Genomic DNA, 26,158 nt, shown 5'->3' with positions numbered 1-26,158 from the left:
TCGGGATCTGGTTCTATCGGTTTTTCTGTCGGGTTACGAAGAAGGCGGCAGCAAGCAGGATGAAGACGCCGACGACGAGGCGCTGCCATGTGCTCGGAATGCCGACCATGACCAGCACGCTGTTGATGACGACGACGAGCAGAACACCGAGAATGGTGCCAAGCACTGTGCCGGTTCCGCCGGTGATCTTCGCGCCGCCGAGCACGACGGCCGCGATGACGTTGATCTCGGTGCCGACGAGATCGAAGGGATTGGCCTGGCGATTGGCGCAAACATGGATGATGCCGGCAAGGCCTGCGAGCGCACCGGCATAGCCGAACAGGAAGATGTGGATCGTCTTGAGATCATAGCCGAGGCGGCTGGCGATATCGGCGTTACCGCCGACGGCGAAAATGGCGCGCCCCATCAACGTCCGGTTCAGAATGAACCAGGTCAGGATGGCGGCGACGGGCAGGACCAGGAAGTAGGCCGGCAAGGTGATCGTCGCACCATTGGCTGCCTCGAACTGGAAAAGTGGCAGTCGCCCGAAGGCTCCCATCTGCGGCGGCAGCGACATGATCCAGACCGTGCCGATGAAGGAGAGCAGGATACCGCGGAAGAGATATTGCGTGCCGATCGTCACGATCAGCGACGGCACGGCAAGGTGATGGACGAGCAGACCGTTGACGATTCCGAGCAGTGCTCCACCTGCGATCGACATCAAGAGCACGAGCGCGATCGGGATGCCCGGCAGATGGCTTTGGACGAGAACCGTCATCGAATACATCGTGAAGGCGGCAATGGCGGTGAAGGACACATCGATGCCGCCGGCAGCCAGGATGATGAAGACGCCGAGTGCAAAAAGACCCATGACGACACTTGCACGGCCGATGTCGATCAGCGTCGATGGCTGCAAGAAGGCGGGATTGATCACTGCGACAGTGATGCAGATTGCCACCAGCAATATGAAGGTGATGGTTTCCGGCCGTCGCCGGATCAATCCGCCAAGGCCGAGGGAGCGGCTATGCGCCGGGCTCTCCTGCAGTGCTTCGGTGCGTGATGCAGTCATTGAACGGTCTCCGGATTGGATGCCAGCATGGCCCTGTAGAGGTCGTCTTCGCTCGCGGATGCGGCGTCGAAGGTGGCCACGATGCGGCCGCCGTTCATCACCTGGATGCGGTCGGCATTCTGCAGGAGTTCCGGCAGATCGTCGCTGACGATGATCAGCCCCATGCCGGCTTCAGCCAATTGCTGAATGGCGCGGTAGATCGTGTCCTTAGAGCCGACATCGACACCCACGGTCGGGCCGTGCAGCACCAGAAGCTTCGGGGCAATGGAAAGCCAGCGGCCGATCAGCACGCGCTGCTGGTTGCCGCCCGATAACGCCCCGACCGGGAGGTCGAGATCCCTCGTATTAAGGCGCATGTCGTCAGACAGTTTCGCGGCCAGGCGGCGACCTTCGTGCTTGTCGACAATGCCGAAAGCGTTGCTGAGCTTGGCAACAACCAGGGCGATCTCGTTTTCCAGGATCGACTTGTTGAGGAAGAGGCCTTCGGCCAGCCGGTCTTCAGGGACGTAGCCGATCCCCTGTGCGATCGCATCGGCCGGACGGCGGACCGTCAATTGCTTGCCGGCAAGCGTCATTGTGCCGGAGGTCGCCGGCTGCACGCCTGTGATGGCCATGGCGAGTTGGTTACGGCCAGAATCGGCAAGACCCGTAATGCCGAGGATCTCGCCCCTGCGAAGCGTAAGGCTGACGCCATGAAGACCGGGGGCCGCAAGACGATCGAGCTTGAAGAGTTCATCTTCTACCGGATTTGCCGTGCGATAGCGCTGCGCGTCGATCGAGCGGCCGGTCATCAGTTCGGCGAGTTGCTTCTTGCTATATGTCGCAATCGGGCCCTGAGCGACGCATTGGCCGTCGCGAAAGACGATCGCCTGGCCGCCGATGCGGTAACATTCGTCGAGCTTGTGGGTGACGAAGAGCACGGCGACATTCTCCGAGCGCAGCCGTTCGACAACGCGGATCAGATTGTCGACTTCGCGCCGGGTCAGCGAGGTCGTCGGTTCGTCCATGATGACGAGCTTGGCGCGCGTTGCGATGGCGCGCGCGATTGCCACGAGCTGGCGAGCGGCGAGCGGCAGATCGGACACGATGGTGTTCAGGAAGGCGCGGTCGGTCGGAAGACCGACGGTCGCCAGCGCCTTTTCGGCTGTCTCACGCAGCCGGGTTCTGTCGAACAGTCTGGCAAGCCTGCCGCAAGCACTGACAAGCTGCTCGTTCAGCGCAACGTTCTCGGCCACCGTGAGGTTCGGAATCAGCGACAGGTCCTGATAGACCGTCTCGATGCCGGCAGCGAGCGACTGGATTGGTGAGAGCGACGTAAGGATCTTGCCGTCGAGCACGATCTCGCCCTCACTTGGCGGATGTGCCCCGGACATGATCTTGATCACGGTACTCTTGCCGCAACCATTCTCGCCGAGCAGATGATAGGCCTCACCCAAATCAAGCGCCAGGTCGATGCCACGAAGCGCGTGCACGCCACCAAACCGCTTATGGATGTTGCGCAGCTCCAGAAATCGGCGGCCGGCGCCGCCAGTAGTCAATTCGTCCGTCATCTCGTCTGCATCCTTCCAACATCATCGTGCGCAAACGCACGGCAGTCGCGGCCGGAACAGCCCCACGCGGTGCTGTTCCGGCCGGTCCTGGGAGAATGTCTAGAAGAGGTGTTCCTTGTAGTTGGCCTTGTCAGCCAGAACCATGCCGTTACCGACCACGAGTAGTCCTGTTCCCGGACCCTTCTTGACCGACACCTTGGAATAGCCCTCGACGCCAAGATCCATGCCGTCGGTGACTTCCTTCTTTTCAAGAAGCAGCTTGGCGATCGCGTTCATCGCCATGCCGGCCTTCTGCGGATCCCAGAAGCCGATTGCCGTAATGGCGCCGGATTCCAGGAGATCGGCAGACGGGTTCGGCAGACCGGTGCCGACAAGGCACACCTTGCCGCTGAGGCCCGCTTCGTCGATTGCGCGACCGACACCGAGCACGTCGTTGCCGGCAGAGGTCTGGAAGCCCTTGATGTCGGGGTGCTTGCGCAGGATTTCCTTGGCCTTCTCATATGTGGCATTCGCATCGTCGAAAGACTCGTTGTTCGGATCGACGAGCTGCATCTCAGGATATTGCTTGGCGTTTTCTTCGCCGGCACCGACCCATTGCATATGCGTGCGGCTGCCGAGCGAGCCGACGAAAGTCGTCCATTTGCCCTTGTTGCCCATGCATTGTGCCAGGCGCGCGTTGAGAGCTTTGCCGTAATCGGCATTGTCGAAGGCTTCGACATCGACATTGGTATTCGACTGGTTATCGGCTTCGTGGGTGACCACGACGATACCGCGATCGATCGCGCGCTTTAATGTTCCTTCAAGCACGGCAGGGTCCATCGGCACGACGGCGAGTGCATTGACGCCCTTCGCGATAAGGTCCTGGATGATCTGGAGCTGCTGAGCAGCATCGGCCGTTGCCGGACCGCTCTGGGTCGCGACCACATCGGCATTCGCCTTCTGGAACGCTTCGACACCGGTGTTCATGCGATCGAACCACGGGATGCCGCTGATCTTGACGACGGTCGCGATGACCGGCTTGTCTTGCGCCGCCAACGTGCCGGCGAAAACGCCCACCAGGGATGCTGCAATCGCCGAACCGGCAAGAAGCTTCTTCACGTTGTTTGTCATGTTTTCCTCCTCAGTATTATTCCCTCAATCCTCATCTTCCGGTGCTCGAGGGAGTGGCACCCGAATTGCTGGACGCCCGCCGCCTGGGGGCGATGAAGCCTGTCAGGTCGTAGCGACCGACGGCAAGAAAGGCCAAGAGCAGCGCGCCCCAGGCGAGGTCACGCACGAAGTTGGACAGGCCACCGAAGTTCAGCAGGCTCGACATCAACTGCAGCGCAATGGCGCTGAGGACGACGCAGACGACGCGCCCATAACCGCCTTCCGGCCGCACGCCGGCCATCACCGCAATCAGGATGGCGATCAGCAGATAGGAGCTTCCATAGTCGAACTTCACATTGACGTTGCGCGCGGCAATGATGACGCCCGCAAGACCTGACAATGTGCCGCTCACTGCATAAGTGGCGATCAACACGCCGGTCTTCGGAAAACCCGCGTAAACGGCAGCCTTTTGGTTGGTGCCGAGCAACATCAGCCAAAGTCCATAAGGCGTGAATTTCAGGGCGGCTGCAATGAGCCCGGCCACGAGAATGAAGATCACGAAGCTGATCGGAACACCCGCGATCATATCGTTGCCGAGGCTCGACAGGAGGTCCGGACTGCCGACGGTCACAGCCTTGCCGCCCGACACCACGACGGCAAGACCGGTAAACGCCATCTGCGTGCCAAGCGTGCACAGGATGGGCGTGATGTTGAGCTTTGATATGAAGAGCCCGTTGACGAGGCCGCCGGCAAGGCCGGCAAGTAGCGCGACCAGGATGAAGGCGAGGCTGTAAGCTGCCTGATTGTCCGTGCTTGAAATCACCGATGAGACGATCACCGCCGAAACAACGCCCGAGAGGTTGGCGAGCGCAATGCCGGAGAGGTCGATGCCACCGTTGCCGGCGCACATCGCCAGCATGACGCCGATCGCCAGGAGACCGATCTCCGGCAACTGGCTCGCCATCGATTGAATGTTGAACAGCGAGAGGAAAGAGCCCCCCGAGATCACCGCGCCAGCAATGAGCAGTGCCGCGTTGATAACGAGCAGCATCGTCAGCTGGGCTCCAGTCCTCCGCATGGTCTCCTCCTACCACGTTTAGTAAACATAACGCCTATTCACTAAATGATTGAACGAAGCTTTTCCCGTGTCAAGGGCGTAATCGCGGTAATTTTATCGTTGCGGACACGAGATTTTTGGCATAGGCGTTGAAGATCAAAGTCCGACGTTTACTAAACGCTTTTGCTGACGCCCCTTTTGAAAGCTATCTGCAGCCATGAAGAAGAAGCTCACCATCCGGGATATTGCCGCCCAGGCGGGTGTCTCGCCGGCGACCGTCTCGCTGGTGTTAAACGGCAAGGGCGAGATTACCAGCGAGACGAGGACACGGGTTCTAGAAGCGGTCGCCCGCCTGGAATACACGCCCCGTGCGGCGAAGACCGCCACGGATGACACTGAGACCCTGCGCTTCCTCAAGATCGCCAAGCACGGACATACCGTTAACCGCGATCATAGCGTGTTCATTTCCGATTATATCGACGGAATGTCCTTGGAGGCGAGCAGGCGCAAGTACAAGCTCGAGGTGGTGAGCTTCGAGGGCCAACCCATCAGCCAGATCGCCGAAAGCCTGACCGGCTCTGCTGTAAGCGGGGTCATCGCGCTCGGGACGGAACTGTCCGAGCAGGACATTCGCCTGATCCAGGCGGTCGGTCTGCCGACGGTCTTCATCGACACCTATTACGACGTAATAGACGCCAATTTCGTCGACATGAACAACGAGGATGCGGTCTTCAAGGTCTTGTCCCGCTTCAAGCAGTCGGGATTCGAACGCATCGGCTTTGTTGCCAGCTATGTCGAAACGACGAACTTCAAGCTGCGCCGCGATGCCTATTTCAAGAATATGGCGCGCCTCGGTTTAACGCCACGTGACGAAGACGTGTTGTCGATCGAATCGACCTACGAAGGCGCTTACAGCGATATGGTGGAACTGCTGCGCTCAGGAATCGATCTGGCGCCGTGCTATTTCTGCACGAATGACGTCATAGCTTATGGCGTGATCCGTGCGCTGAGAGAATTTAATGTTCGCATCCCGCAGGAGGTTTCAGTCATCGGTTTCGACAACCTGCCGCAGAGCGCGACCATGGAACCGTCGCTGACGACGATAGAGGTTTCCAAGCGCAAGATCGGCAATCTGGCGGTTACTGTCCTCGACGACATAGTCAAATCCTCTGACCGCCAACCTCCGGTCAAAGTCCTGGTCGGCGCGGAACTGATCGTGCGCGCGAGCGACGTACCGCCTCCCGTTCCTTCAGCCAAAACCGGTTCGAAATCGAAAATCAAAGTGCCTGCAGTCTAGCCTCGAGGCAGGCCGATCTCCGCGAATGACGCGATATTCCAGAATTGACGGCCGCCGCCGCTCCACTCTTGCCTAACAGCAGGCGCACAATGCGTGCCGAGGCCGTAGCCAGATCACGAAATACATGATCGCCGGGATTCGGCGGCTGGCCGAGCGTCACGCTGTTGACGTGACTCGCGCCGGACCATATCGGCGCGTTACAAAAGGCGCCGGAGGAACTTTTTTGTCTGCCGTTATTTAATCAGCATGATCAAATCCATGCTCGTCAGCGGCTTCATATGGCTCGCAATCTACGGTGCCGGGAACGCCCAGCAACTTGCGGCCGAGACTATTAACAACGCTTCGATCGGCGACATCTCTCCGGTCCCCTCTACAGGAAAATCGGCGACGCCTGATCCGGCAATCATCCATCTTCAGGTTCTGCTTGATCGCGCCGGCTCGTCACCCGGCGTGATCGACGGCATTTACGGTGACAATGTCCTCAAGGCGATCGCTGGCTTCGAGATCATGCGGGGTCTCCCGGTCGACGGCAAAGTCGATCCGCAGATGCTGTCTCTGCTGCAGGACGACAAACAGGTGATCGGTGCCTATGTCATTACGCCGAACGATACCTCCGATCTCGTCGAGAGCATTCCAAGAGATTATGCCAAGCAAGCTAAGATGAAACATCTTGGCTACACGAGCGTTGCCGAGCGGGTGGCTGAGCGCTTTCATATGGACATAGACCTTTTGAAGACATTGAACCCACGTGCCCGGTTCTCTCCCGGCGAAACGATTGCGGTTGCGGTCGTTGGCGCGCCACAAACGGGGACGGTCAAGCGCATCGAGGCCCGCCGGAAGACCGGTCAGGTCCTGGCCTTTGCTGACGACGGATCTGTTCGCGCAGTCTATCCGGCGACCATCGGCAGCGAGGACAACCCTTCGCCGACAGGTCAGCACAAGGTCAACGGCGTCGCACGTAATCCCAAATACATCTACAACCCCAGGATCAATTTTCAGCAGGGCCATAACAAAAAGCTACTGAAGCTGCCGAGCGGCCCCAACAACCCCGTTGGCACCGTCTGGATAGATCTCTCAGAGCCCACCTACGGTATCCACGGAACACCGGAACCTTCGCTGATCGACAAGGCTGGTTCCCATGGCTGCGTACGGCTGACCAATTGGGATGTCGAGGAACTTGCCGGCATGGTGAAGCCCGGCGTTATCGTCGATTTCGTCGACTAACCGATGCTACAGTTCAACCGCGGCGATGGCTGCCGATCATGCCTTCAAGGGCAGGGCCTCCTGCACGGGCAACTGCCATCAGAGCCGCTTCTCCGCCGCCGTCGCGGGCAAGCAGCGACATGCCGTTCTGCAGTGTGGCGAAGAAGACGGCAGCGGCCTCGCAGTCGAAGGCGGCAGCGAGCTCGCCTTCGCTGACGGCCCGCTCGAATCTTTTCTTAAGCTGGCTGATATTCTCGGCCCGGCGAAGGCGCAGATCCTCGCCGATTGCTTCGATTTCGCTGGCGGCCGGATTGGAGCCGAGCACGATCATGCAGCCAGCCGGCTGATCCGGACGGCTATAGGCGCGGGCGGTATTGAGGAGGAAGCCTTCGATCGCTGCGGCAATCGTCTCACCCTCATCGAGCGCGGCCCAGATCTCGTTGTTGACCGTCGCCTGATAGAGGTCGAGTGCTTCGGTAAAGAGCGCCTCCTTGGAGCCGAAGGCGGCATAGAGGCTGGGCGGCGCGATGCCCATGGCCTGCGTCAGATCGCTCATCGAGGTCTCTTCGAAACCCTTTTGCCAGAAGAGATGCATGGCGCGCGACAGCGCCTGCTGCCGGTCGAAGCTTCTCGGGCGTCCGCGTTCGCTCATCTGGGGCCTTCCTTTTGCGGTCGGATCTAAATTCTGTATCGGTCAATACATAAATCGCTTGACGGTTCATTTCAATCGCAGCATGAATTCTATATCAATCGCTACAGAAAGGAATGTCATGTCTGTTCTCAATGGAAAAGTGGCTTTCGTGACCGGCGGTAGCCGCGGCATTGGTGCGGCGATCGCCAAGAGGCTCGCAGCCGATGGCGCGAGGGTCGTGCTGACTTATGTGAATGGGGTAGAAGCGGCCGCCGGCGTGGTCAGAGCGATCGAGGCTGCAGGCGGGATGGCGCTTGCCGTCAGGGCCGACGCATCTGACGCTGTCGATGTCGAGGCGGCTGTTGCGACCGCGGCCGAGACCTTCGGCCGCATCGATATCCTCGTCAACAATGCCGGGATCTTTCAGGCAGCACCGATCGAGACCCTGTCGCTTGACGATTTCGATGCGACCTTCTCGATCAATGTCCGCTCGGCCTTCGTAGCGTCGAAAGCCGCCTTGGCCTTCATGCCGGATGGCGGGCGCATCATTTCGATCGGCAGCAATCTCGCCGTGCGCGCCACCTCCCCCGGCCTCAGCCTCTATACGGCGAGCAAGGCGGCGATTGCCGGCCTGTCGCAGGCGCTCGCCCGCGAGCTCGGCCCGCGCCGCATCACGGTCAATACAGTGCATCCCGGCTCGACCGATACCGACATGAACCCGGCAGATGGCCCGCATGCGGGTGAACAGAAGGGGCGCATGTCCAATCCGGCAGGTTTTGCGGATCCCGGCGAGATTGCCGATGTCGTCGCCTATCTCGCCTCGCCGGCTGCGCGCTCGGTCACCGGTGCGGCCTGGACGGTCGACAATGGCGCCAATGCCTGAAGGGGCAAATGTCCGAAACACAAAGAGAAAAGCCCGGCGCAAAACCGGGCTTTGATCAGGCGGCCGTATTGGCCTCGGCAGCGCTCAGCGCCAGATCGGTCACCTCGCCGGTCGAGGCATAGCCGGAGACGAGTTCGGCGAGCAACAGGCGGGCGGCCGGTATGTCGTTGCGGTCGAGCGCGGCATCGAGAACCTTCAGGCGCTTGGAGAGCTCCGGCCAAAAGAGGAAATCCTCGCGCGCCTTCATGATGCGCGGATGCTGCGTCGTCTCGGGATTGTCGCCGATCAACAGCTCTTCGTAGAGCTTTTCACCGGGGCGGAGGCCCGTGACCGAAAGCTCGATATCGCCCTCGGGGTTGTCGTCGCTGCGCAGCGTCAGACCGGAAAGATCGATCATCCGGCGGGCCAGATCGGCAATACGCACCGGCTCGCCCATATCGAGCAGGAAGACATCGCCGCCGTCGGCCATGGCACCAGCTTGGATGACGAGCTGCGAGGCCTCGGAGATCGTCATGAAATAGCGGGTGATATCGGGATGAGTCAGCGTCACCGGGCCGCCATCCTTGATCTGCTGGCGAAACAGCGGCACGACTGATCCGGAGGATCCGAGCACATTGCCGAAGCGGACCATGGAGAAATTGGTGTGCGCGCGGCCGGCCGTACGTTCCGAAGCGAGCGCCTGCAGCACCATTTCGGCAAGCCGCTTGCTGGCGCCCATGACATTGGTCGGACGGACAGCCTTGTCGGTGCTGATCAGCACGAAATTCGATACGCCGTATTTTTCGGCCGCCTGCGCTGTGATCAGCGTGCCCATCACATTGTTCTTGATGCCTTCGACGGCATTCTGCTCGACGAGTGGCACATGCTTGTAGGCCGCAGCATGGTAAAGCGCCTGCGGCCGCCAGCTCTTGATGATATGTTCCATGCGGTCGCGGTCGCGCACCGAACAGAGGATCGGCACGATCTGCACGGTCGGCTGTTCATAAAGTTCCGACAGCTTCAGCAGCTCGCCATGGATCGCATAAAGGGCGTATTCGTTCTGCTCGACGAGGATGAGATGCGTCGGGCCGCTGCGCAGGATCTGGCGGCAGAGCTCGCTGCCGATCGAGCCACCCGCACCTGTCACCATCACCACCTTGCCAAGCGTCGCCTTATCGAGCAACTCCTGGCGCGGCGCCACGGCCTCGCGGCCGAGCAGGTCTTCGATTTCGAGTTCGCGGATATCGGAAACGGCGATGCGACCCTGCGCGAGCGCCGTCATATCCGGCAGCGTGCGGACATTGACCCTGGACTTGCGGATCTGTTCTAGGATCTCGTTGCGACGCTGGCGCGATGCCGATGGCAGGGCAAGAAGCACGTGATGGACATCAAGCGTCTGTACGAGCATCGTCAGATCGGAAGGATCATAGATCGGCAGGCCGCCCATGATGCCGCCCTTGAGCTTCGGATCGTCATCGAGATAACCGACGACGTTGAGTTCAGCGCTGTTTGTTAGCGCGGCGGCAAGCTGCCGGCCGGAACTACCTGCGCCATAGATCAACACCTTTGCCAGCGTCCCCTTATGGAGGATGCGCTGATAGGTGTCACCCAGCCAGTAACGGATGCCGAGGCGTGAAAGACCGATCGCGATCAACAGAAGGAAGGGCTGCAGGATGCCGACCGTGCGCGGGATACCGGGAACGCTGAGCGCTGTGAAGATCGTGGCGAAGGCAACGCCGTAGATCGCAATCGCCTTCAGCACCGCGAGGAAGGCGGCAATGCCGGCATAGCGGAAGATCGCCCGGTACATGCCCATGACGATGAAGATCGGCAGCGCCAGACACAACGACACCAGAACGGCAAGCCACTGCACGCCCGTCAGCACAGTCCATTCATTGAGACGGAAACAATAGGCAAGCCAGATGGTAAGGACACAGAAGCTCGAATCGACGATCAGCGCAAGAATACGTTTGGCCGGACGCGGCATCGCCAAAAGCGGTCCGACCCATGCCTGCATCGACATCCAGGACCGGCTGGCCTTTGATCCGTCACTGGAGGGATCATCATGCATTTTTATAGTGTCCACCCATCATTCCAGCCTGACTTCTTCTTGTCCTTTTCGATCTCAAGTGCAACCGAAATAATCGGCGGTCGCGTCAGCAATCTGTTCATAACCTTGGGTGGTAGCCTCAATGGGTGATGCCCTTGCTGCCCAATACCTTGCCGACGGTCATTGCCAGAATGCGCATATCCATGAAAAAAGAGCGGCGCTTGAGATATTCAACGTCGAACTTCACCTTCTCCGGGATCGGCAGCTCGTCGCGACCGTTGATCTGCGCCCAGCCCGTCAACCCCGGCAGCAGCGCGTCGACGCCTTCGGCCGTGCGTAGAGCGATCAGGTCGTCCTGATTATAGAGGGCCGGGCGCGGACCGACGAAGCTCATCTCGCCCTTCAGGATGCACCAGAGCTGCGGCAGTTCATCGAGGCTCGACTTGCGCAGGAAGCCACCGATCGGCGTCAGGTAACGGGAGGGCTCGTCGAGCAGATGTGTGGCGACCGTCGGTGTGTCGATGCGCATGCTGCGGAATTTCGGCATCCGGAAGATCGCGTTGCGCCGCCCCACACGGTTCGACCAATAGAGCGCGGGGCCAGGTGACGTCAGGCGCACACAGAGAGCCACGATTGCGATCGGTATGATCAGTATCAGGGATGCCACCAGAGCCAGGAAAATATCCACTGCCCGCTTCACGTCCGTCCTCGCCTTTCGCCCACACTTCCCGGCCGTCTAAGCCTGCCTTGCCCTATCGTCTCCGGCCAATTCACGTCAATGACCCTTTCCCGCTTCCGGTCGCTTTATGCCTTGTTTCTCAGGGATTTGCGGCAATTCAGCCACCACCTTTTGAAACGATGCGTCAATCAAACCATTGAATTAAATCGGCTTCTATGTCATTACGGAAACTAATAGCCATTTCGTTTCCGACAGCAGTCCTCCTCGGCAAGAAGGCGGGTCTTCCTATTCACTTAATTAGGCGATGAAAAACGTTGCTTATAGTCAGCAACCGCTCATCTTCGCTCAGATGAAGGCTCATCGTACCGATTATCGACCTCGCCTGAGCGTTTTCAGACCCTGCGCGCGACCGGACTGTTTTGCCTTACGAGTGCCATCAGCATCGGCCCCAGCGAAAACTCTCCATGCGCCCCCTTGTGGGTCAGGTGACGCAGATAGCCGCCCGGTGAGTTAATATGCGTTGCCCGCTCCAGCATGCAGGCGATGACGACCGCGGCATGTTCCCGGCCGAGAATGTCGCAAGCAGCCTGATAAGTCTCAGGTGTAATACCAAGCATGGAACGTACGGTGACGGCTGCGGCCAGGAGATCTCGCCATCCCTTCACTGATCCTCCCTGAGCATAGTCGGCAATTTGAGGGCAAGCCTGGAGGATCAGGGCGAGCGGGAAGATTTTGTTGGCGCCGTTAGTCCGGCTTGCTTCGTCAGTCGTCGAAGACGCTTCCGCTGTCGCTGAAGATTCTAATTCAAGATAATCTGTATCTGAATTCTGTATGTGCGGTTCATTTTGAACCACACTGGCGCTCGTTTTTCTTAAATTATCGAAGCTGGTCAACAGATTAACGATATCAGCGCGGAGGTGTTCGAGCTTCAGACGCACGCCGTCCAGATCGCGAGCCTCGGGATTGCGCGGCAGGCCTGCGAGATGATGCATATAGGCAGCCTCGATATCGTCCCAGTTGCCGGGAACGCCTTCGTCGATGGCGGCATCGATCAGCTTGCGCACATCGCGGCGGCAGATCGTCAGACGCTCACGGGCACGCCGAAGTGCTAACCTATCGGCTTCGATCTTTTGCGCCATGGCGGCCAGCTCCTCGCTGCGGGCAAGAAGTGGTACCAGGCTGAAGCCATAGGCGTCCTCCAGTTCGCCGGAAGTCTTGCGGCGGGCAAAGCGTTTGCCGTTGGCGCTGTCCTTGCGGATGATCAGTCCGACCTCCACCAGAGCCGCCAGATGCCGGCGCAGCGTGGTGACTGCGATACCGTGCGCCCGCACCATGAGCTGCCGGTTGGACGGAAAGACAACCATGTTCGCCTGACTGGAGAGATGGTTCTCGGGATAGAAGGAGAGAAGGGCATTCAACACCGCAAGTGTGCGGTCGGAGATGTCGAGCAGCGGACGTGCTTCGCAGACATCGCGAAACACCTTCCATTTGTCGACTGACTTGTCTGGCTTAACTGATTCGGCCTGAAGCTGACCTCTCATCAAGGCAAGCGACATCGGCCGGCGCCCGAAAGGCGTCGTTACGAGTCCCGTATCCATTGTGGTTCACCTTATACAAAGGCAAATCATCAGCGCCCGCCAAAACGGCGTTCAAAAACCTTGACAGTGATTCCGGGAAGTGCGATTCTCTGGGTGCTAAACGAGAGAAGAGGGCTTCCGGATGTTTTGTTCGGGGGCCTTTTTCTTTGCCTATTGGCTCCTTTTCCTAACGGTCAAATCCTCGTCGACGGCTAACGCGCCAACAGTTATCGTTGTGACCTGACGGCGTCGAACTCGTCGAAGAGCTCATCCAGCCGGGTCGTGAGATAATCGGCAAATTCAGGCACGAAACGCTCATCGAAGGTGATGCGCGTCTTGTTGCCGGCGTGCTCGATCTGAGCCGCCTTCTGACCCTGTCGTGTTCTCCAGGTTGTTCCTGTTACCTTCCTTGCGTCGCGTAACGCCATTTTTGACAATATGCATTGCAGGCGCTGATCGCTGTCGAGGTCGGTAAAGGCATCATCCTCGATGATCGCCTCCACCTTCTTCGGCGAAGAAGAGACGGCATCGACGAGTGCCAGCCATCGTGTGCGTCCTGCTTTCGGGGCTGGACCGATCGCCATGATCACCGTCTGCGGAACGCCACGGGCGACGGAAATATAGCGGCTGAGATCGGCCTTATCGGTCGAAAGTGCTGCCATGATGACATCACGCGGATAATCGGCCTCTTCCAGACGATAGGCAAAGAGTGCTTTCTCGATGAAGGAAAGGTCTTGGCGATCGAGATTTTCCTTGCCCTGGGCGATCACCAGCTCGTTGTCATCAAGGTTCTGGACGATTGCCTTGACCTTGAGCCCGAGCTTTGCCGCAGCCCGCAGGCGGCGACGGCCATAGGCGATCTGGTACTGCCCTTCTCGTTCAGGGGCAGGACGCACCAGGATCGGCACCTTTTGGCCATGCTCGGCGATGCTTGCCACCAGCGCGTCGAACTCGGCATCGCGCGCGACTGGGATACGATCGCTGATGGAGGAATTGGAGATATCCGAGGGGTCGATTTCCAGAACGGAAAAGCCAGAGGAAATCTGCGCCTGCAGCCTGCCAGCCGCACGCGCTGCTTCCGTCATCTCCTGCAGAGATGCGCCCATTGCCGAGACCGCACCGGTGCGTACACGGTCGGGGTTCTTCTCTACACCGGCGGGAGGCGCCGGCGTTTCTGCCTTGCGCATGAAGATCGAATTGACAGTATCGCGTCTGCTCATCAATTCTCTCCTTTCCAGCCAGATATGGGCAAGCGAAAAGAGCGCAGTTGGGAGCTCCCAACACGCTCAGGATCTGCGGATAGACGGACGAATTTTCGCCCGCAGCTGAGAAGACGACCTTTGTTGGGAGCTCCCAACAGATCGGCCAGCCGGCTGAAGCCAGACAAATCGGTCTTGATCAGCGGGAACGTCATGTGCGCCCCCATGACTGCCGGATCAGCGTCTCGATCTCTCCGTTGACGGCATCGAGCGCTTCCATCGCCCGGTCATAGGTCGAGCGGGTCAGGTTCTCGCGGCCAATCTCGTAGAGTGTCTGCTTGGTGAGGCCGGCATCGGAGACCGCCGCCGATTTCACCATCGCATTGATCATCACGTGATCGTCGAACAGATTGCGCAAAAGCGCCGCGACCTTCGTCTGCGGCGCATCCTGCGGCTCGTAGCGGGTGAGCAGATAGCGAATGAAATCGTAATTAAGTTCGCCGCCCGCTTCGCGAACGACGGAAAGGAGATCATGCGTCATCAGCAGGAACTGGCTCATGGAGGCCACGTCCAGCATTTGCGGATGGACGGTGACGATCATCGAGGTTGCGGCACAAAGGCCGCTCAGCGTCAGGTATCCGAGCTGCGGCGGGCAGTCGAGAACGACAACGTCGTAGTTCTCGGCGACGTCGTCGAGCGACTTGGCGACTCGCATGAAGAACACGCCCTCGCCGTCCCGGGAGCCCCGCATCAGGGCGCGTGGCGTCGTATGCTCGAACTCCATGAGTTCGAGATTGCCGGGGATGAGATCCAGGCCGTCGAAATAAGTCTTGCGCACGACTTCGGAAAGCGGACGGCGCTCATCGTCGTAGCGGATAGCCGCGTAGAGCGTTTCATTGGAGCGGACGTCGGTTTCCGGCATGACGCCCAGCATGGCCGACATGCTGGCCTGCGGATCGAGATCGAGCGCAAGCACGCGGTAGCCTTGCAGGGCAAGATATTGCGCAAGATGGACTGATGTCGTGGTCTTGCCCGACCCGCCCTTGAAGTTGGTGACGGCAATGACCTGAAGATGTTCGTTCTCCCGCCGCCGCGGCAGGAAGTCATGCGCCTCGCGACCCCTGGCAGAAGCGGCAAGCAAGGCGCGCAATTCGTTGAGCTGGCGCAGTGAATAGAGCCGCCGGCCGTTGGTGCCGACATCGGGCTGCGGGCCTTCGCCGGCGAGCGTCATCTTTCGCAGGGTCGAATCCGATACGCCGATCAGTTTGGCGGCCTCGCCCGACGTGAAGCGGCGCAGCGTCTTGCTCGCGGTCGGCGGGAAAAGGGCTTCGCTGATTGCCTGCAACTGCGAACTGATCGTCGACGCATGGGCGCCGATCGTCTCGTCGACGCTACGCTGAAGGGTCCGAGAAGTCCTTTGTGGCTTGCTCACGGTCTAATCTTTCATCACGGAAAAACGCCGGAAACGGCTGTTTATCCGTGACGATTACCGATCGCAGCGATTCTGGCAAGGTATTCCTATGAAACAAGGCCTTAGCGGCATCGGTCAAGATCATGAGTTTACGACAGCACGATTACAATTTCGCCTGTCATCTCCGCCGGTTAACAGAATTTCGCGCAAGTCTGCAAAGCCGGGCCAGCCTCATCTAATTTTTCCGTAGCTGTTGGGCGACGCCGTCGTTTTGATCGCTCAGAGGTGGTCGGGCGCATTCCATTGAGAAGAATCAGTTATTAACGATTCCTAAACTTTGCCGGCAAAGGACCGCGGGGCGACTCGGATGTGAGATGAGGCGGACTGCTGCAACCTGTTGCGAGGCTGGAGGTTGTTGCCGAGATCCACAGTTATCGCCGTTCTTCGAACTGGGGATAAAATGGAAATCCGCCTGACCTGAAGATCGGCTACCTTGCGCCGAAAGCGTCAGCCCGCCAAACGTGATGGACATCGCCAAAAAATCGGGCGCCGATGTGACGGAATCAATCCGCCGGATCGATTCCGTTTCGCTCAAAGAGCTAAGAAAAAACAGCGCATTAGCAATACGCCAAGCCAGCCATTCAAGGCTTATTGAAACGGCTCTTTCGAGCCCGCGTCCAAGGCTTATTCTTATAGAATATCCCGGATCTTTTCGCAATGACCGGCATGCTTCTATCGCGAGCAGGCACAGCTCGGGAATAGCCGTCCGTCTCGCAAGGCTGAGTCCTAACCCCGGAATGTGTAACCGGCAATCGAGGCCGGCTTCATCTCGATCGAGAAACCCGGCCGGGCCGGCGGCATATAGGCGGCGTCCTTGATGATGCAGGGATCGAGAAAGTGTTCGTGCAGGTGGTCGACATATTCGATGACGCGGCCATCCTTGGTGCCTGACACTGCCACATAATCGATCATCGACAGGTGCTGTACATATTCGCAGAGTCCGACGCCACCGGCATGCGGCCAGACCGGCAGGCCGAATTTGGTGGCGACCAGGAGCACGGCGAGAACCTCGTTCAGTCCGCCCATGCGGCAGGAATCGATCTGTACGATATCGATCGCGCCTTCGGCGATGAACTGCTTAAACATGATACGGTTCTGGCACATCTCGCCGGTCGCGACCTTCACTGGGGAAATGGCCTGCCGAATCTTGCGGTGACCGGCGACATCGTCGGGGCTGGTCGGCTCCTCGATGAAGAAGGGTTTTGCGAAGGAAAGCTGCTTGACCCAGTCAATCGCCTGCCCGACTTCCCAAACCTGGTTGGCGTCGATCATCAGATAGCGGTCGGGGCCGATCACCTCACGGGCGATCCTCAAGCGGCGAATATCGTCCGCAAGGTCGCGTCCGACCTTCATCTTGATATGGTTGAAACCGGCATCGATCGCCTCCTGGCAGAGGCGTCGCAGTTTTTCGTCCTCGTAGCCGAGCCAGCCGGCCGAGGTCGTGTAGCAGGCGTAACCTTCCCTCTCGAGCGTGGCGATGCGCTCGGCCTTGCCAGCTTCCGCCTTTTTCAGGATGGCGATTGCCTCATCGCGCGTCAGCGCATCGGTGAGATAACGGTAATCGACGATATCGGCGATCTTCTCGGCCGGCATCTCCGCAACGAGGCGCCAGACCGGCTTGCCGGCCTCCTTGGCTATGAGATCCCAGACGGCATTGACGATGGCACCGGTCGCAAGGTGGATCGCCCCCTTTTCAGGACCGATCCATCGCAGCTGGCTGTCGCTTGTCAGATGTCTCCAGTATTTGCCAGGGCTGGCCTTCACCTCGGAAAGCTCGGTGCCGACGACCAGATGCCGCATCGCCTCGATCGCGGCGCAGCAGATATCGTTGCCGCGGCCGATGGTGAAGGTCAGGCCGTGGCCGGAAAGGCCGTCGCTGTCGGTTTCGAGGATCACATAGGCGGCGGAATAATCCGGGTCGGGGTTCATTGCATCGGAACCGTCGAGGTTCTGCGAGGTCGGAAAGCGAAGATCGTAGACGCGGATATCGGTGATGCGGGTCATGGCTTCTTCCCGTTGGGTGGGCCGGCACCTTGTCGTCGAGTGCGCCGACCGTGCGAAAGGTCAGATCGTCCAGCCGCCGTCGATGGCGTAGGCCTGGCCGGAGGTATAGGTAGCGCCGGCGAGGTAGACGGCGAGATCGGCGATCTCCTCCGGCGTACCGAGGCGGCCCATCGGCTGGCGGGCGATGAAGGCGGCGCGCGCCGTATTATAATCGCCCTGGGCGCGCATACGGTCCTGCAGTGAGGGGCTTTCCACCGTGCCCGGGCAGATGCAGTTGCAGCGGATGCCCTGCGTCACGTAATCGGCGGCTACGGATTTGGTGAGGCCGATCACGGCTGCCTTGGTCACGCCATAGGCAAAGCGGTTCGGCACGCCCTTGATGCTGGATGCGACCGAGGACATGTTGATGATCGAGCCGTCCTTGCGCTCCAGCATGCCCGGCAACACGGCGCGGATGGTGCGGATCATCGCCTTGACGTTGAGATCGAAGGCAAACTCCAGATCGGTATCCTTCATATCCAGCACCGAGCCGTTATGAACGATGCCGGCGCAGTTGAAAAGCACGTCGACCGCGCCGATCTCGGCGACTAAAGCCTTGACCGCCTCATCTTCGAGCACGTTCAGCTTATGGGTGGAAACCTCGGCTTCTGCTGCCAGGCTCGCCAGTGCGTCGGTGTTGATGTCGGTGGCGTGCACCTTGGCGCCGGTAGCGGCGAAGGCGAGCGCGGTCGCGCGGCCGATGCCCTGACCGGCTGCAGTGATGAGAACGGTTTTGCCGGAAAGATTGCTTGTCATGTCATGGCCTCCCAGGAGATTTTCGCGCGCTGGCGGTGGTGCTGAAATCTATTTCAAAAGGATCGGTCGGGATGAAGGCCTCGTCGGCCATCTTCCCCGCAGATCTATGCCCTTTTTATAAAGGTGATCACGATATTTGCGCTGCCGGCTTTCCTCCCTCTCCCGTTATCTTGCTTTTTCTCGCCTTGGCGAGCCTTTCCGGGAATTTCGGTCGTCCCTGCTGAGAACCATGCCGGACAATGTCCTCAGATTTGATTTGTCTGTTTATAGACAAACAGACGATAGCTCCCTGGTCAAGCGCGAACTTTTTCTTTTCCGCCTGCCTGTCTGCGTATATGCAGAATGATATTCACAGGAGGGGAAGAATGGAGACCGAAGAGTCAGAACGCTATCGCGCTCCAGCGCTCGACAAGGGACTAGACATTCTCGAACTTCTGGCCGCTGTCGATAGCGGCCTGACGCAGGCGGAAATCGCCAAGCGGCTGGAGCGCAGCCCGAACGAATTCTACCGCATGCTCGACCGTCTCGTGAAGCGCGGTTACGTGACGCGGATCGATGGCGACCGTTATTCGCTCACCCTGAAGCTTTTCGGCCTGGCGCAGCTGCATCCGCCGGTGCGTCGCCTCGCCTCCTATGCGACGCCGCTGATGCGCGATCTCGCACAGCGCTCCCGCCAGGCAAATCATCTGGCCGTCTTCGACCGGGGAGCAGCCGTCGTCATTGCCCAGCAGGAGGCGCCTGACTATTGGGGGCTGTCGATCCGCGTCGGTTCCCATATCAGCCTTTTCGATACCGGCTCCGGCCATGTCCTGCTTGCCTTCCGCAGTGACGAGGAACGCGAGATGATGATCTCAGAGCATGTACGCAGCCGCGAGGAGGTCAATCTCGGCCAGGACTTCTACCACCGGCTGAACCAGATCCGCGAGCGCGGCTACGAGATGATGGCAAGCGCCCAGACGGCAGGTGTCTACAATCTCTCGGCACCGGTGCTCGGGCCGGACGGGCGCGGCATTGCTGCGTTGACCTGCCCTTACATAGCGCTCGTCAATGCGCCGGCGGCGCCCGATATCACCCAGGCAATCGGCATGGTGCAGAAGACGGCGGCCGAGCTTTCCGCGCTCGCCGGAGCGACACTCGCCGCGCCGGATTAGGATTGCGCAGGCTCCCAAAGGACGCTCCAACTCCTTGAACCGACGCATCAGGGCTTTCCAAAATCGATTCCGATTTTCCGACCGTGCTGCTGCAGAATTTCTATTTGAACAATCCATTCACCAAAGATAGGTTGCTGCCAGCCACTCTTTGGAGGAAAAGAGCGTGTTCATCGATACCCATCTGCACGTCATCGACCGGTCGGCCCTGAGTTATCCTTGGCTTGCCAATGTGCCAGCACTCGACCGCGATTTTCTCTACGAGACCTATGCGCGCGAGGCCAAACGCTGCGGCATCACAAAAGTGCTGCATATGGAGGTGGATGTCGATCCGGTCATCATGCAGGCCGAGACTGATTATGTCAGCCGCCTCGGCGATCTGGTTGCCGGTGCGATCGTTTCCTGTCGGCCGGAAGAGGATGGCTTTGCCGCCTATCTGGATCGCCAGATGGCCGATCCCTTCGTCAAGGGTTTTCGGCGCGTGCTGCATGTCGTGCCCGACGATGTCTCGGAAGGTGAGCTCTTTCGCGAGAATGTCAGAAGGCTTTCCGGCACCGGCCTGACCTTCGACCTCTGCACGCTGCCGCATCAGGTGAGCAAGGTCGTGGCGCTTGCCGATGCCGCGCCCGACGTGCAGTTCGTACTCGATCATTGCGGCAATCCGGATATTAAAACGAACGCCTTCGAGCCGTGGAGCCGCGGCATAACCGAAATCGCTCGCCGGCCGAATGTTGTCGCCAAGATTTCCGGCATTGTCACCAACGCCGATCCGGCCAGCTGGACGGCGGAAAACCTGCGTCCCTATATCGAGCATGTTATCTCGAGCTTCGGCTGGGGTCGTGTGGTCTGGGGCAGCGACTGGCCGGTCTGCACGCTGGCGAACGGGCTTTCCACCTGGGTCGCGGCCACCCAGGCCGTATTGTCGGGCACTGCGCAATCGGAGCGTTCGCAGCTGCTTTACGGCAATGCGCAGCGCCTCTGGAACCTCTGAGTTGCCTCCCTCGGGCGACACAGGTTCGCTCTTTCAAAGTTTAACTCCGCCGAATTTTTGACTGAAGTGATCTGTTCCGACGTGCAATCCGTAGGGGCTCTCGGATGGCGTGATGTTTTGGCTCAGGCAAACTACATCCAAGCAATTGCTAGGTTGAGCTAACTCGGCTAAAAGTTGTTATTACCGGCCATGTAAGTTGTTGGCCCGGTTTTCGCAGGAGGGAATATCAGATGAAAGAAGAACCGCATTCCGTTGACGTTCACGTCGGCAAGACGATCCGCATACAGCGACTGCTGAGAAAGGTTTCTCAGACGGAACTGGGCGATCGTGTTGGCGTGACCTTCCAGCAGATCCAGAAATACGAAAAAGGCTCCAACCGCGTCTCCGCCAGCATGCTCGTTGAAATTGCCGGCGCGCTCAACGTCGATGTCAGAACCTTCTTCGACGATCTGACGGCTCCGGCCGCCAACGCAAACGATAATCCCGCTCCGAGCGAAGAATTTGTCATTTCGCGTGAAGGCGTCCAGCTCAATGCTGCCTTCTTCTCGATCAAGAACGAGCAGGTTCGCAAGAAAATCCTCAAGCTCGTCCAGGCAATCGCCAGCACCGAGCAGATGGAAGCCGACGCTGCGGAATAGCACGTCGGCCTGATTCTATTGCGGTCAGTCGCACCCCGCAGCGGGATTAATGGCGGTCAATCACGATCAGATTTTCGCCAGCGTCCTTCATTGCGATCTTGGCTTTGCTGCCGACCAGTTTTTCGAGGTTCGCATCGAGTTCCCTGTCCGGATCGATGCCGTCCCAATCGATGACGACCTGCAGCAGCGCCATGTTTGTCAGGTGCATGAGATTGCGCAGCTGAAGTTTTTCAGCCTCGTCCTTGGCTGCCGACAGCAGCCGGAAGAGTCTTGCGTATTCTCTGCCTTCACCTTCATCCCTATTCTCAAACATTGTTTCCGCCCTCGACGGTGAACGTCAAATCCCCACGACGGCTATATTCGACCCTGACCGTTATTCGAGCGTTACAGGCCCGCTCTTCTGCGTGACTTCGGCCTGCAGCAGTTCAAAATGCGAGGTTGCGGCAAAGCTCCAGTCACGCTTTGCTGACGCAAATTCTCCCTTTTCCAGCCATTCCAGCACTTTGATCGCGTCGGCGCGCTTGCGCTCGACGCGATTGGCACGGATCACTGCCAGGATCTGCTCACGTCGAGGCTTGCGGGCGAAGTGAGCCTCTTCGACGACCTTGGCGTAGGTCCGCTCGGAAAAGTGCAGGAAGCGTCCGGCCAAAAGCAGCTTCTTGCGCTCGCTGACGGTAATCTCGCCCCTGGCATGAAGCCCCTCGATCGTCGGCTCGAAATCGACCCAGGGAACGGAAAGCGGCAGCCAGCCGAGTTCCTGCGGCGCATGGACCAACGCCACCGCCTCGTCGTCCAGCAGCTCGCCGGATTCGTAGTCCTGGTAGATCGAGCCGATTCCGATCATGCCGAAGGCCGAACATTCGGCGGCCCGCAGCGCACCCATGCTGGAGCCGCCGGCAACGGCAACGCCCCGTTCCAGCGCAAAGAGGATCTCCTTGTGCCAGACCGAGGGCAGATCGCCGAAATAACCGTCGATCAGGCCGATCGCGGTTGCCCCTTCATGCACGGCCTTCAGAATGTCGCCGCAGGCGGCAGGCGCACGGAAATCGATGTTGGGATGCTGCTTGCGCGCCTCCGTTATGCCGCTTGCAAGGCTCGGGCCGACGAACAGGACCTTCATGCCGCGGCCTCCCGGATCACATTGACGGCGCGCAGGCCGAGCTGGATGTATTGGCCGCTGATATCGACCTCGAGGCCGGGCACGATCACGCGGATGACGGAAACCGGAAGGGTGGGATGCGACAGAGGGACGGCGATGATCTGGCCGATGCCGGCAGCCCTCAGCCGGCCGGAAATATGACGGATCGTATCCTGGATCGTCGCTGGACGATGCTGTCGCATGGGAAATGGCTTCAGCGCCGCATCGTTGTTGCAGAGATCGACGACCTGGCGCATGCCGGCGCTGCGATCGATGCGTTGGTAGATCTTCGGCGAAAAATCGTCTCTGCTGCCGGCAATCGCCGTCAATCGGCTCTGGGCAGCCTCGGTAATGGCGCGAAGTGCTGCGCGCACCGGATCGGGATGGCAGCCGCAACCGCCGCAGACCTGGGCCCAACGGGCATCGACGCGGTCAGAGAGATTGCCGGGAATGATGACGGCGAGAAAGGCCGGGACACCGATATCGGTGGTCATGTCGATCAGCAGCAGGCGCATACCGGCCTGGCGGATGCGATCGACCATGATGTCAATAACGGCATCGCCGAAGGCGAGTGGATCGACCCTTGCCTGCTTGAGCTGTTCTGGGGATTTGAGCTGGGTGAGCGCAAAGGCATCGCGCTCAACCAGTTCGCAAAGCCCGTGCAAGACGGCTTCGGCCGGCGTATTGCCCGATGCAAGGCCATCGCTCGATTGTTCGAAGCCCGGCGGGCGTTCGCCGCGATGGTCGAGGCCGACCAGCCACCAGGGCACGAAGGCCGTACTGTTAGAAAGAAGGTCGAAGCCGGAACACCAGGGGATAAGGCCATTGCCGATCTCGTCGGGCGCGCAGCGTGCCACGCTGTCGAGGTCGATCATCGCCGCCCGTTCAGCCCTCATGGCCTCAAGGCTGGCGAGCGTCAGGTCGGCAGGCGCAATCTCGGCAATTCGGGTCTCGATCGCCTCCATGGCGGCCGAGGTCATCGCCGCTTCCTTGTCGATGCCCTTTCCCTGGAAGACCGACAGCGTGTGACTGTTCGGCCGGGTAGCAAAGGCAACCGGAATGTTCAGCACGTCGAGCCCGGTCAGCAGCCCGACGCGGGTAATCCCAAAATCGCGCAGGTGCGGTTTGATCGCCGCAAAGGTCTGCGCCGGGGTCATCGACCGGTCGTGGTAGCTGTTGACGCCTGCCGATGACCGCTGAAGGTCTTCGGCAAGCAAAGCAAGTTCGGTGAATGCTGACATCAGCTGCTATTCCTTACCGGAATTTCAGGGCGTGCGTCAGGTTTTCAAGGCCGTTCGGCGAAACGCTGAGTTCGTCCTGCTTCATGGCAGCCTTGGCGGCAGCGGAGAAACGGAGCGTTGGGGTCTGGATTGCGGCGTTGGTTTCAATGGTCTTCATGATCTCTCTCCAGAAGGTAGGCGGCTGGGCCGCCGTTAACCATTGGAAGAGAGCATTGCCTGCGTCATTCAAGCGTTACAGGCATTGTTAAAATGCGAGCTATCAGGGCAATCCAGCCAGCTGAAGAGCATGAATCAGCCTGTTCGTGTGAACCTGCTCGCGGTCAGGGATAAAGTGTCGGATGTCCTCGCTGCGGAAATCCGGAAAATTCTCGAGCACGACTTGCGCATATTTCTGCGCCTTCTTGAGGTCGCCGGCCATGGCATGCGAGGCGGCGAGCAGCCGGGCCGTGGCCTGCTTGGTCTTCACCGGCTCCAGTGCCTCGATCGCTTCCTCATATTCTTCGCGGTCGAAATGAATGCCCCCGAGGTTCCAGTAATAATAATCCGGCGGCAGCGGATTGAGCTTGAAGGCTGCCTTGCTCAATTCCAGTGCCTTGTCGAATTCGGCATTGTGCAGCAGCGCGTCGGCATAATCGGCAAGGATGTCGGCATCGTTGGGATTGAGCTCACGCGCCTGCTCGAACATTTCGAGGCTTTCCTCGAAGCGGCGACGATACAGTGCCACGAAGCCAAGCTCGCGATAGGCCCGGCCGCTGTTCGGGTCTGTCTGCCGTGCCATCCTTGCGGAGGCGTAGGCTTCATCCAGCAGGTCACGGTCGTGCATGCCGCGGATCAGCCATTCCATGCCGAGCGCGCGCGACAGGCCTGCATGGGCAGGCGAGAAATGTTCATAACGGCTGAGCGACGATTTGAACCATTTGCGCGCCTGGCGCAGATGCTGCAGGTCGGTCTGGGAAATCAGCCGCTTTCCTTCGAGATAGAGGCGATAGGCCGAAGCCGGCACGTCACCGAGCGGCATTGCCAGTTCGTAGCGTTCGATCGTATCGGCAAGCGTCATGACGATGCGTCGGGTGAGCTGGCTGAAGGCTTCGCTGATTCTCTGCATCGCGAAGGGAATTTCGACCGCCCACAGTACTTCGGACGTGGCTGTGCGCGTCAGCCGGCAGGTGGCATAGACATCCTCGTCCCGGCCCTGGATCGTCACATAGACCGCATAGTCGAACGAAAGGTCGATTGGGCCGACTGTTTGGCGTGTCGGATCGAGCGCGCGGCTCAGCATTTCCAGGCTCGTATGGGCGGCGATCACCTTGAAGCCGCGCTGCTGGCTGAGGCCGATCGTGACGTCTTCGAGCAGTGCGCGGCCGACCCGGTCCATCAGAGGATCGGTGAAGATGCTTTCGGGCGGCAGGATGACGATGCGTGGCTGGCCCGCCGGATCGATCAAAAGATCGGAGGTGGGACGGGGACGGTCTGTCGCCGGCTGTGCGGCCGCCAATATGCCGAGCTCGCGGGCAAGCGCCGTCGTCGCCTCGTCCGGCTCGACGTCGAAATCGTCCCTGAGTTGCGTGCGGCACTTCAGATAGGCCTGACGCGCTGCCGGCAGGTCGTTCATGCGGGCAAGGGCGCGCATCAGCGCCCGGCAGGCGATTTCATTGGCGGGATCGAGCTCGATCAGGCGCTTGGCAAAGCCGATCTGTTCCTCGTCCGTGCGCTCGTTTTCGTTTTCCAGCAGGCGGACAAGATGGGCCGAGCGCAATTCGTCGATCCGCTGGCGCTCGAAGGTCAGCCAGTCTTCCGCACCCTGTGTGGGAGACTTGACGCTTTCGAGCAGTTCGCCAAGCAGGATGTCGCTTTCTTCTCGCCTCAGCATCTCCTTCCGCTTGAGGATCTTGAGGTCGATCTCCCAGCCGGGTGCGAGGCCGAGATGGGTGCGCGTGGCAATGAGCAAGGGCGGCAAGCCCTCGGGAATGCTCTGTTCTATGCGAGACAGGAGCTGACGCAGGCTGCCGGCACGTTTTTCAGGAAGTTCGGATTGCCAGAGCTGGCACCGGATGGTTTCGCGGTCGACCAGCGGTTCCTGGGATAGCGCCAGCAACGCCAGCAGGAAATAGGATTTTTCGGGCAAGGGGAGTTCGGTCCCGGCGGCCAATAATCGCGGCCTGCCGAGCAGACATAGTCTGTTCGCTTTTACTTCCCCGGTTGACCCGTCCATCACGGTTCTCACCTTCAAAAGCCGGAACGCTTGGGACGAACCGACTGGTTGCACAATGTTAGATCGATTAGCATGCAACGGGAAGCACTTTTACCTGTCTGGATTGAGATTTTCATCGATTATTTACGGTCTTGGGCGGTATTTGCTACCAGTATAATTTACAAATACTGCATGTAGGCGCGAGACGCCGCCTTATTCCGGAACATCATCCCGTAATACGGACCGGGCGCAGCCGCAGCTTACGGGCTGAAAGACAACTATCATGCGCGTTACGGCCG

At 59.5% G+C, this 26,158-nt stretch carries 23 protein-coding genes; 6 read left to right on the top strand and 17 right to left on the bottom strand.

The genetic code is table 11. The features are described from left to right. Positions 1-13 precede the first annotated feature (13 nt). The 4 genes from EV281_RS22670 to EV281_RS22655 all read right to left on the bottom strand — a co-directional run bounded on the left by EV281_RS22670 (position 14) and on the right by EV281_RS22655 (position 4,765). A complete protein-coding gene (locus tag EV281_RS22670) occupies positions 14-1,048 on the bottom strand; it encodes an ABC transporter permease (RefSeq protein ID WP_132656501.1) in 1,035 nt (344 codons plus the stop codon). Next, positions 1,045-2,598 (bottom strand): sugar ABC transporter ATP-binding protein, encoded by a 1,554-nt coding sequence (locus EV281_RS22665; RefSeq protein WP_132656499.1) that lies wholly within the window; start codon positions 2,596-2,598, stop codon positions 1,045-1,047. Before EV281_RS22665 ends, EV281_RS22670 begins: the two co-directional genes overlap by 4 nt. Positions 2,599-2,697: 99 nt before the next feature. After that, positions 2,698-3,708: a substrate-binding domain-containing protein gene (locus EV281_RS22660; protein ID WP_132656497.1), complete on the bottom strand. Its 1,011-nt coding sequence runs from the start codon at positions 3,706-3,708 to the stop codon at positions 2,698-2,700. A gap of 31 nt (positions 3,709-3,739) precedes the next feature. Further along, positions 3,740-4,765: an ABC transporter permease gene (locus EV281_RS22655; RefSeq protein ID WP_132656495.1), complete on the bottom strand. Its 1,026-nt coding sequence runs from the start codon at positions 4,763-4,765 to the stop codon at positions 3,740-3,742. Between the two features lie 196 nt (positions 4,766-4,961). Between EV281_RS22655 and EV281_RS22650 the strand changes: the two genes are divergently transcribed. Together EV281_RS22650 and EV281_RS22645 are read left to right on the top strand one after the other, a co-directional pair. Next, positions 4,962-6,041, top strand: coding sequence for a LacI family DNA-binding transcriptional regulator (locus EV281_RS22650; RefSeq protein ID WP_132656493.1), 1,080 nt, complete (start codon positions 4,962-4,964; stop codon positions 6,039-6,041). A 246-nt stretch (positions 6,042-6,287) separates the two neighbouring features. Next, positions 6,288-7,265 (top strand): L,D-transpeptidase, encoded by a 978-nt coding sequence (locus EV281_RS22645; RefSeq protein WP_132656491.1) that lies wholly within the window; start codon positions 6,288-6,290, stop codon positions 7,263-7,265. A gap of 13 nt (positions 7,266-7,278) precedes the next feature. Here EV281_RS22645 and EV281_RS22640 read toward each other — a convergent pair whose 3' ends face one another. Then, positions 7,279-7,896, bottom strand: a complete 618-nt coding sequence (locus tag EV281_RS22640) for a TetR/AcrR family transcriptional regulator (RefSeq protein ID WP_132656489.1) — start codon at positions 7,894-7,896, stop codon at positions 7,279-7,281. Positions 7,897-8,014: 118 nt separating this feature from the next. On the opposite strand from EV281_RS22640, the gene EV281_RS22635 reads away from it, so the two are divergent. Further along, positions 8,015-8,758: an SDR family oxidoreductase gene (locus EV281_RS22635; protein WP_132656487.1), complete on the top strand. Its 744-nt coding sequence runs from the start codon at positions 8,015-8,017 to the stop codon at positions 8,756-8,758. A 55-nt stretch (positions 8,759-8,813) separates the two neighbouring features. Here EV281_RS22635 and EV281_RS22630 read toward each other — a convergent pair whose 3' ends face one another. From EV281_RS22630 to EV281_RS22600, 7 genes are all read right to left on the bottom strand, one after another. Then, positions 8,814-10,754 (bottom strand): nucleoside-diphosphate sugar epimerase/dehydratase, encoded by a 1,941-nt coding sequence (locus EV281_RS22630; protein ID WP_132656836.1) that lies wholly within the window; start codon positions 10,752-10,754, stop codon positions 8,814-8,816. Between the two features lie 172 nt (positions 10,755-10,926). After that, positions 10,927-11,487, bottom strand: coding sequence for a sugar transferase (locus EV281_RS22625; protein ID WP_132656485.1), 561 nt, complete (start codon positions 11,485-11,487; stop codon positions 10,927-10,929). Between the two features lie 371 nt (positions 11,488-11,858). Continuing rightward, complete coding sequence (repC, locus tag EV281_RS22620; RefSeq protein WP_132656483.1) at positions 11,859-13,064, bottom strand: plasmid replication protein RepC; 1,206 nt, start codon at positions 13,062-13,064, stop codon at positions 11,859-11,861. Positions 13,065-13,270: 206 nt separating this feature from the next. After that, a complete protein-coding gene (repB, locus tag EV281_RS22615) occupies positions 13,271-14,263 on the bottom strand; it encodes a plasmid partitioning protein RepB (protein ID WP_132656481.1) in 993 nt (330 codons plus the stop codon). Positions 14,264-14,453: 190 nt separating this feature from the next. Then, positions 14,454-15,674, bottom strand: a complete 1,221-nt coding sequence (gene repA / locus EV281_RS22610) for a plasmid partitioning protein RepA (RefSeq protein ID WP_132656479.1) — start codon at positions 15,672-15,674, stop codon at positions 14,454-14,456. Positions 15,675-16,439: 765 nt separating this feature from the next. Beyond that, complete coding sequence (locus tag EV281_RS22605; protein ID WP_132656477.1) at positions 16,440-17,717, bottom strand: L-fuconate dehydratase; 1,278 nt, start codon at positions 17,715-17,717, stop codon at positions 16,440-16,442. 60 nt (positions 17,718-17,777) lie between these two features. Continuing rightward, entirely contained in the window at positions 17,778-18,512 is a 735-nt protein-coding gene (locus EV281_RS22600; RefSeq protein WP_132656475.1) for an SDR family oxidoreductase, read from the bottom strand. Positions 18,513-18,877: 365 nt separating this feature from the next. Between EV281_RS22600 and EV281_RS22595 the strand changes: the two genes are divergently transcribed. The 3 genes from EV281_RS22595 to EV281_RS22585 all read left to right on the top strand — a co-directional run bounded on the left by EV281_RS22595 (position 18,878) and on the right by EV281_RS22585 (position 21,289). Beyond that, a complete protein-coding gene (locus tag EV281_RS22595) occupies positions 18,878-19,663 on the top strand; it encodes an IclR family transcriptional regulator (protein ID WP_132656473.1) in 786 nt (261 codons plus the stop codon). Positions 19,664-19,826: 163 nt separating this feature from the next. Next, positions 19,827-20,651: an amidohydrolase gene (locus EV281_RS22590; RefSeq protein WP_132656471.1), complete on the top strand. Its 825-nt coding sequence runs from the start codon at positions 19,827-19,829 to the stop codon at positions 20,649-20,651. A 230-nt stretch (positions 20,652-20,881) separates the two neighbouring features. Continuing rightward, a complete protein-coding gene (locus EV281_RS22585; RefSeq protein ID WP_132656469.1) occupies positions 20,882-21,289 on the top strand; it encodes a helix-turn-helix transcriptional regulator in 408 nt (135 codons plus the stop codon). 46 nt (positions 21,290-21,335) lie between these two features. Here the strand turns inward: EV281_RS22585 and EV281_RS22580 are convergent, their stop codons facing one another. The 5 genes from EV281_RS22580 to EV281_RS22565 form a co-directional block, all read right to left on the bottom strand. Next, the gene (locus EV281_RS22580) at positions 21,336-21,602 is read right to left on the bottom strand and encodes a hypothetical protein (protein ID WP_132656467.1); all 267 of its coding nucleotides are present in this window, start codon (positions 21,600-21,602) and stop codon (positions 21,336-21,338) included. A gap of 60 nt (positions 21,603-21,662) precedes the next feature. Then, positions 21,663-22,409, bottom strand: a complete 747-nt coding sequence (locus tag EV281_RS22575) for a TfuA-like protein (protein ID WP_132656465.1) — start codon at positions 22,407-22,409, stop codon at positions 21,663-21,665. Further along, a complete protein-coding gene (locus tag EV281_RS22570; protein WP_132656463.1) occupies positions 22,406-23,668 on the bottom strand; it encodes a YcaO-like family protein in 1,263 nt (420 codons plus the stop codon). The genes EV281_RS22575 and EV281_RS22570 overlap by 4 nt, the downstream gene beginning before the upstream one ends. Before the next feature lie 13 nt (positions 23,669-23,681). After that, positions 23,682-23,825 carry a hypothetical protein gene (locus EV281_RS31255; protein ID WP_165911944.1) on the bottom strand — a complete coding sequence of 48 codons (144 nt, stop codon included), beginning with the start codon at positions 23,823-23,825 and terminating at the stop codon, positions 23,682-23,684. Positions 23,826-23,927: 102 nt separating this feature from the next. Continuing rightward, the gene (locus EV281_RS22565; RefSeq protein ID WP_132656835.1) at positions 23,928-25,880 is read right to left on the bottom strand and encodes a BTAD domain-containing putative transcriptional regulator; all 1,953 of its coding nucleotides are present in this window, start codon (positions 25,878-25,880) and stop codon (positions 23,928-23,930) included. Between the last annotated feature and the right edge of the window lie 278 nt (positions 25,881-26,158).

Origin of the sequence: Rhizobium sp. BK418 (assembly GCF_004341105.1) — a bacterium.
Lineage (GTDB): Bacteria > Pseudomonadota > Alphaproteobacteria > Rhizobiales > Rhizobiaceae > Rhizobium.
Note: the sequence above shows the minus strand (reverse complement) of the source record. Positions and strands in the feature narration are given on the sequence as shown.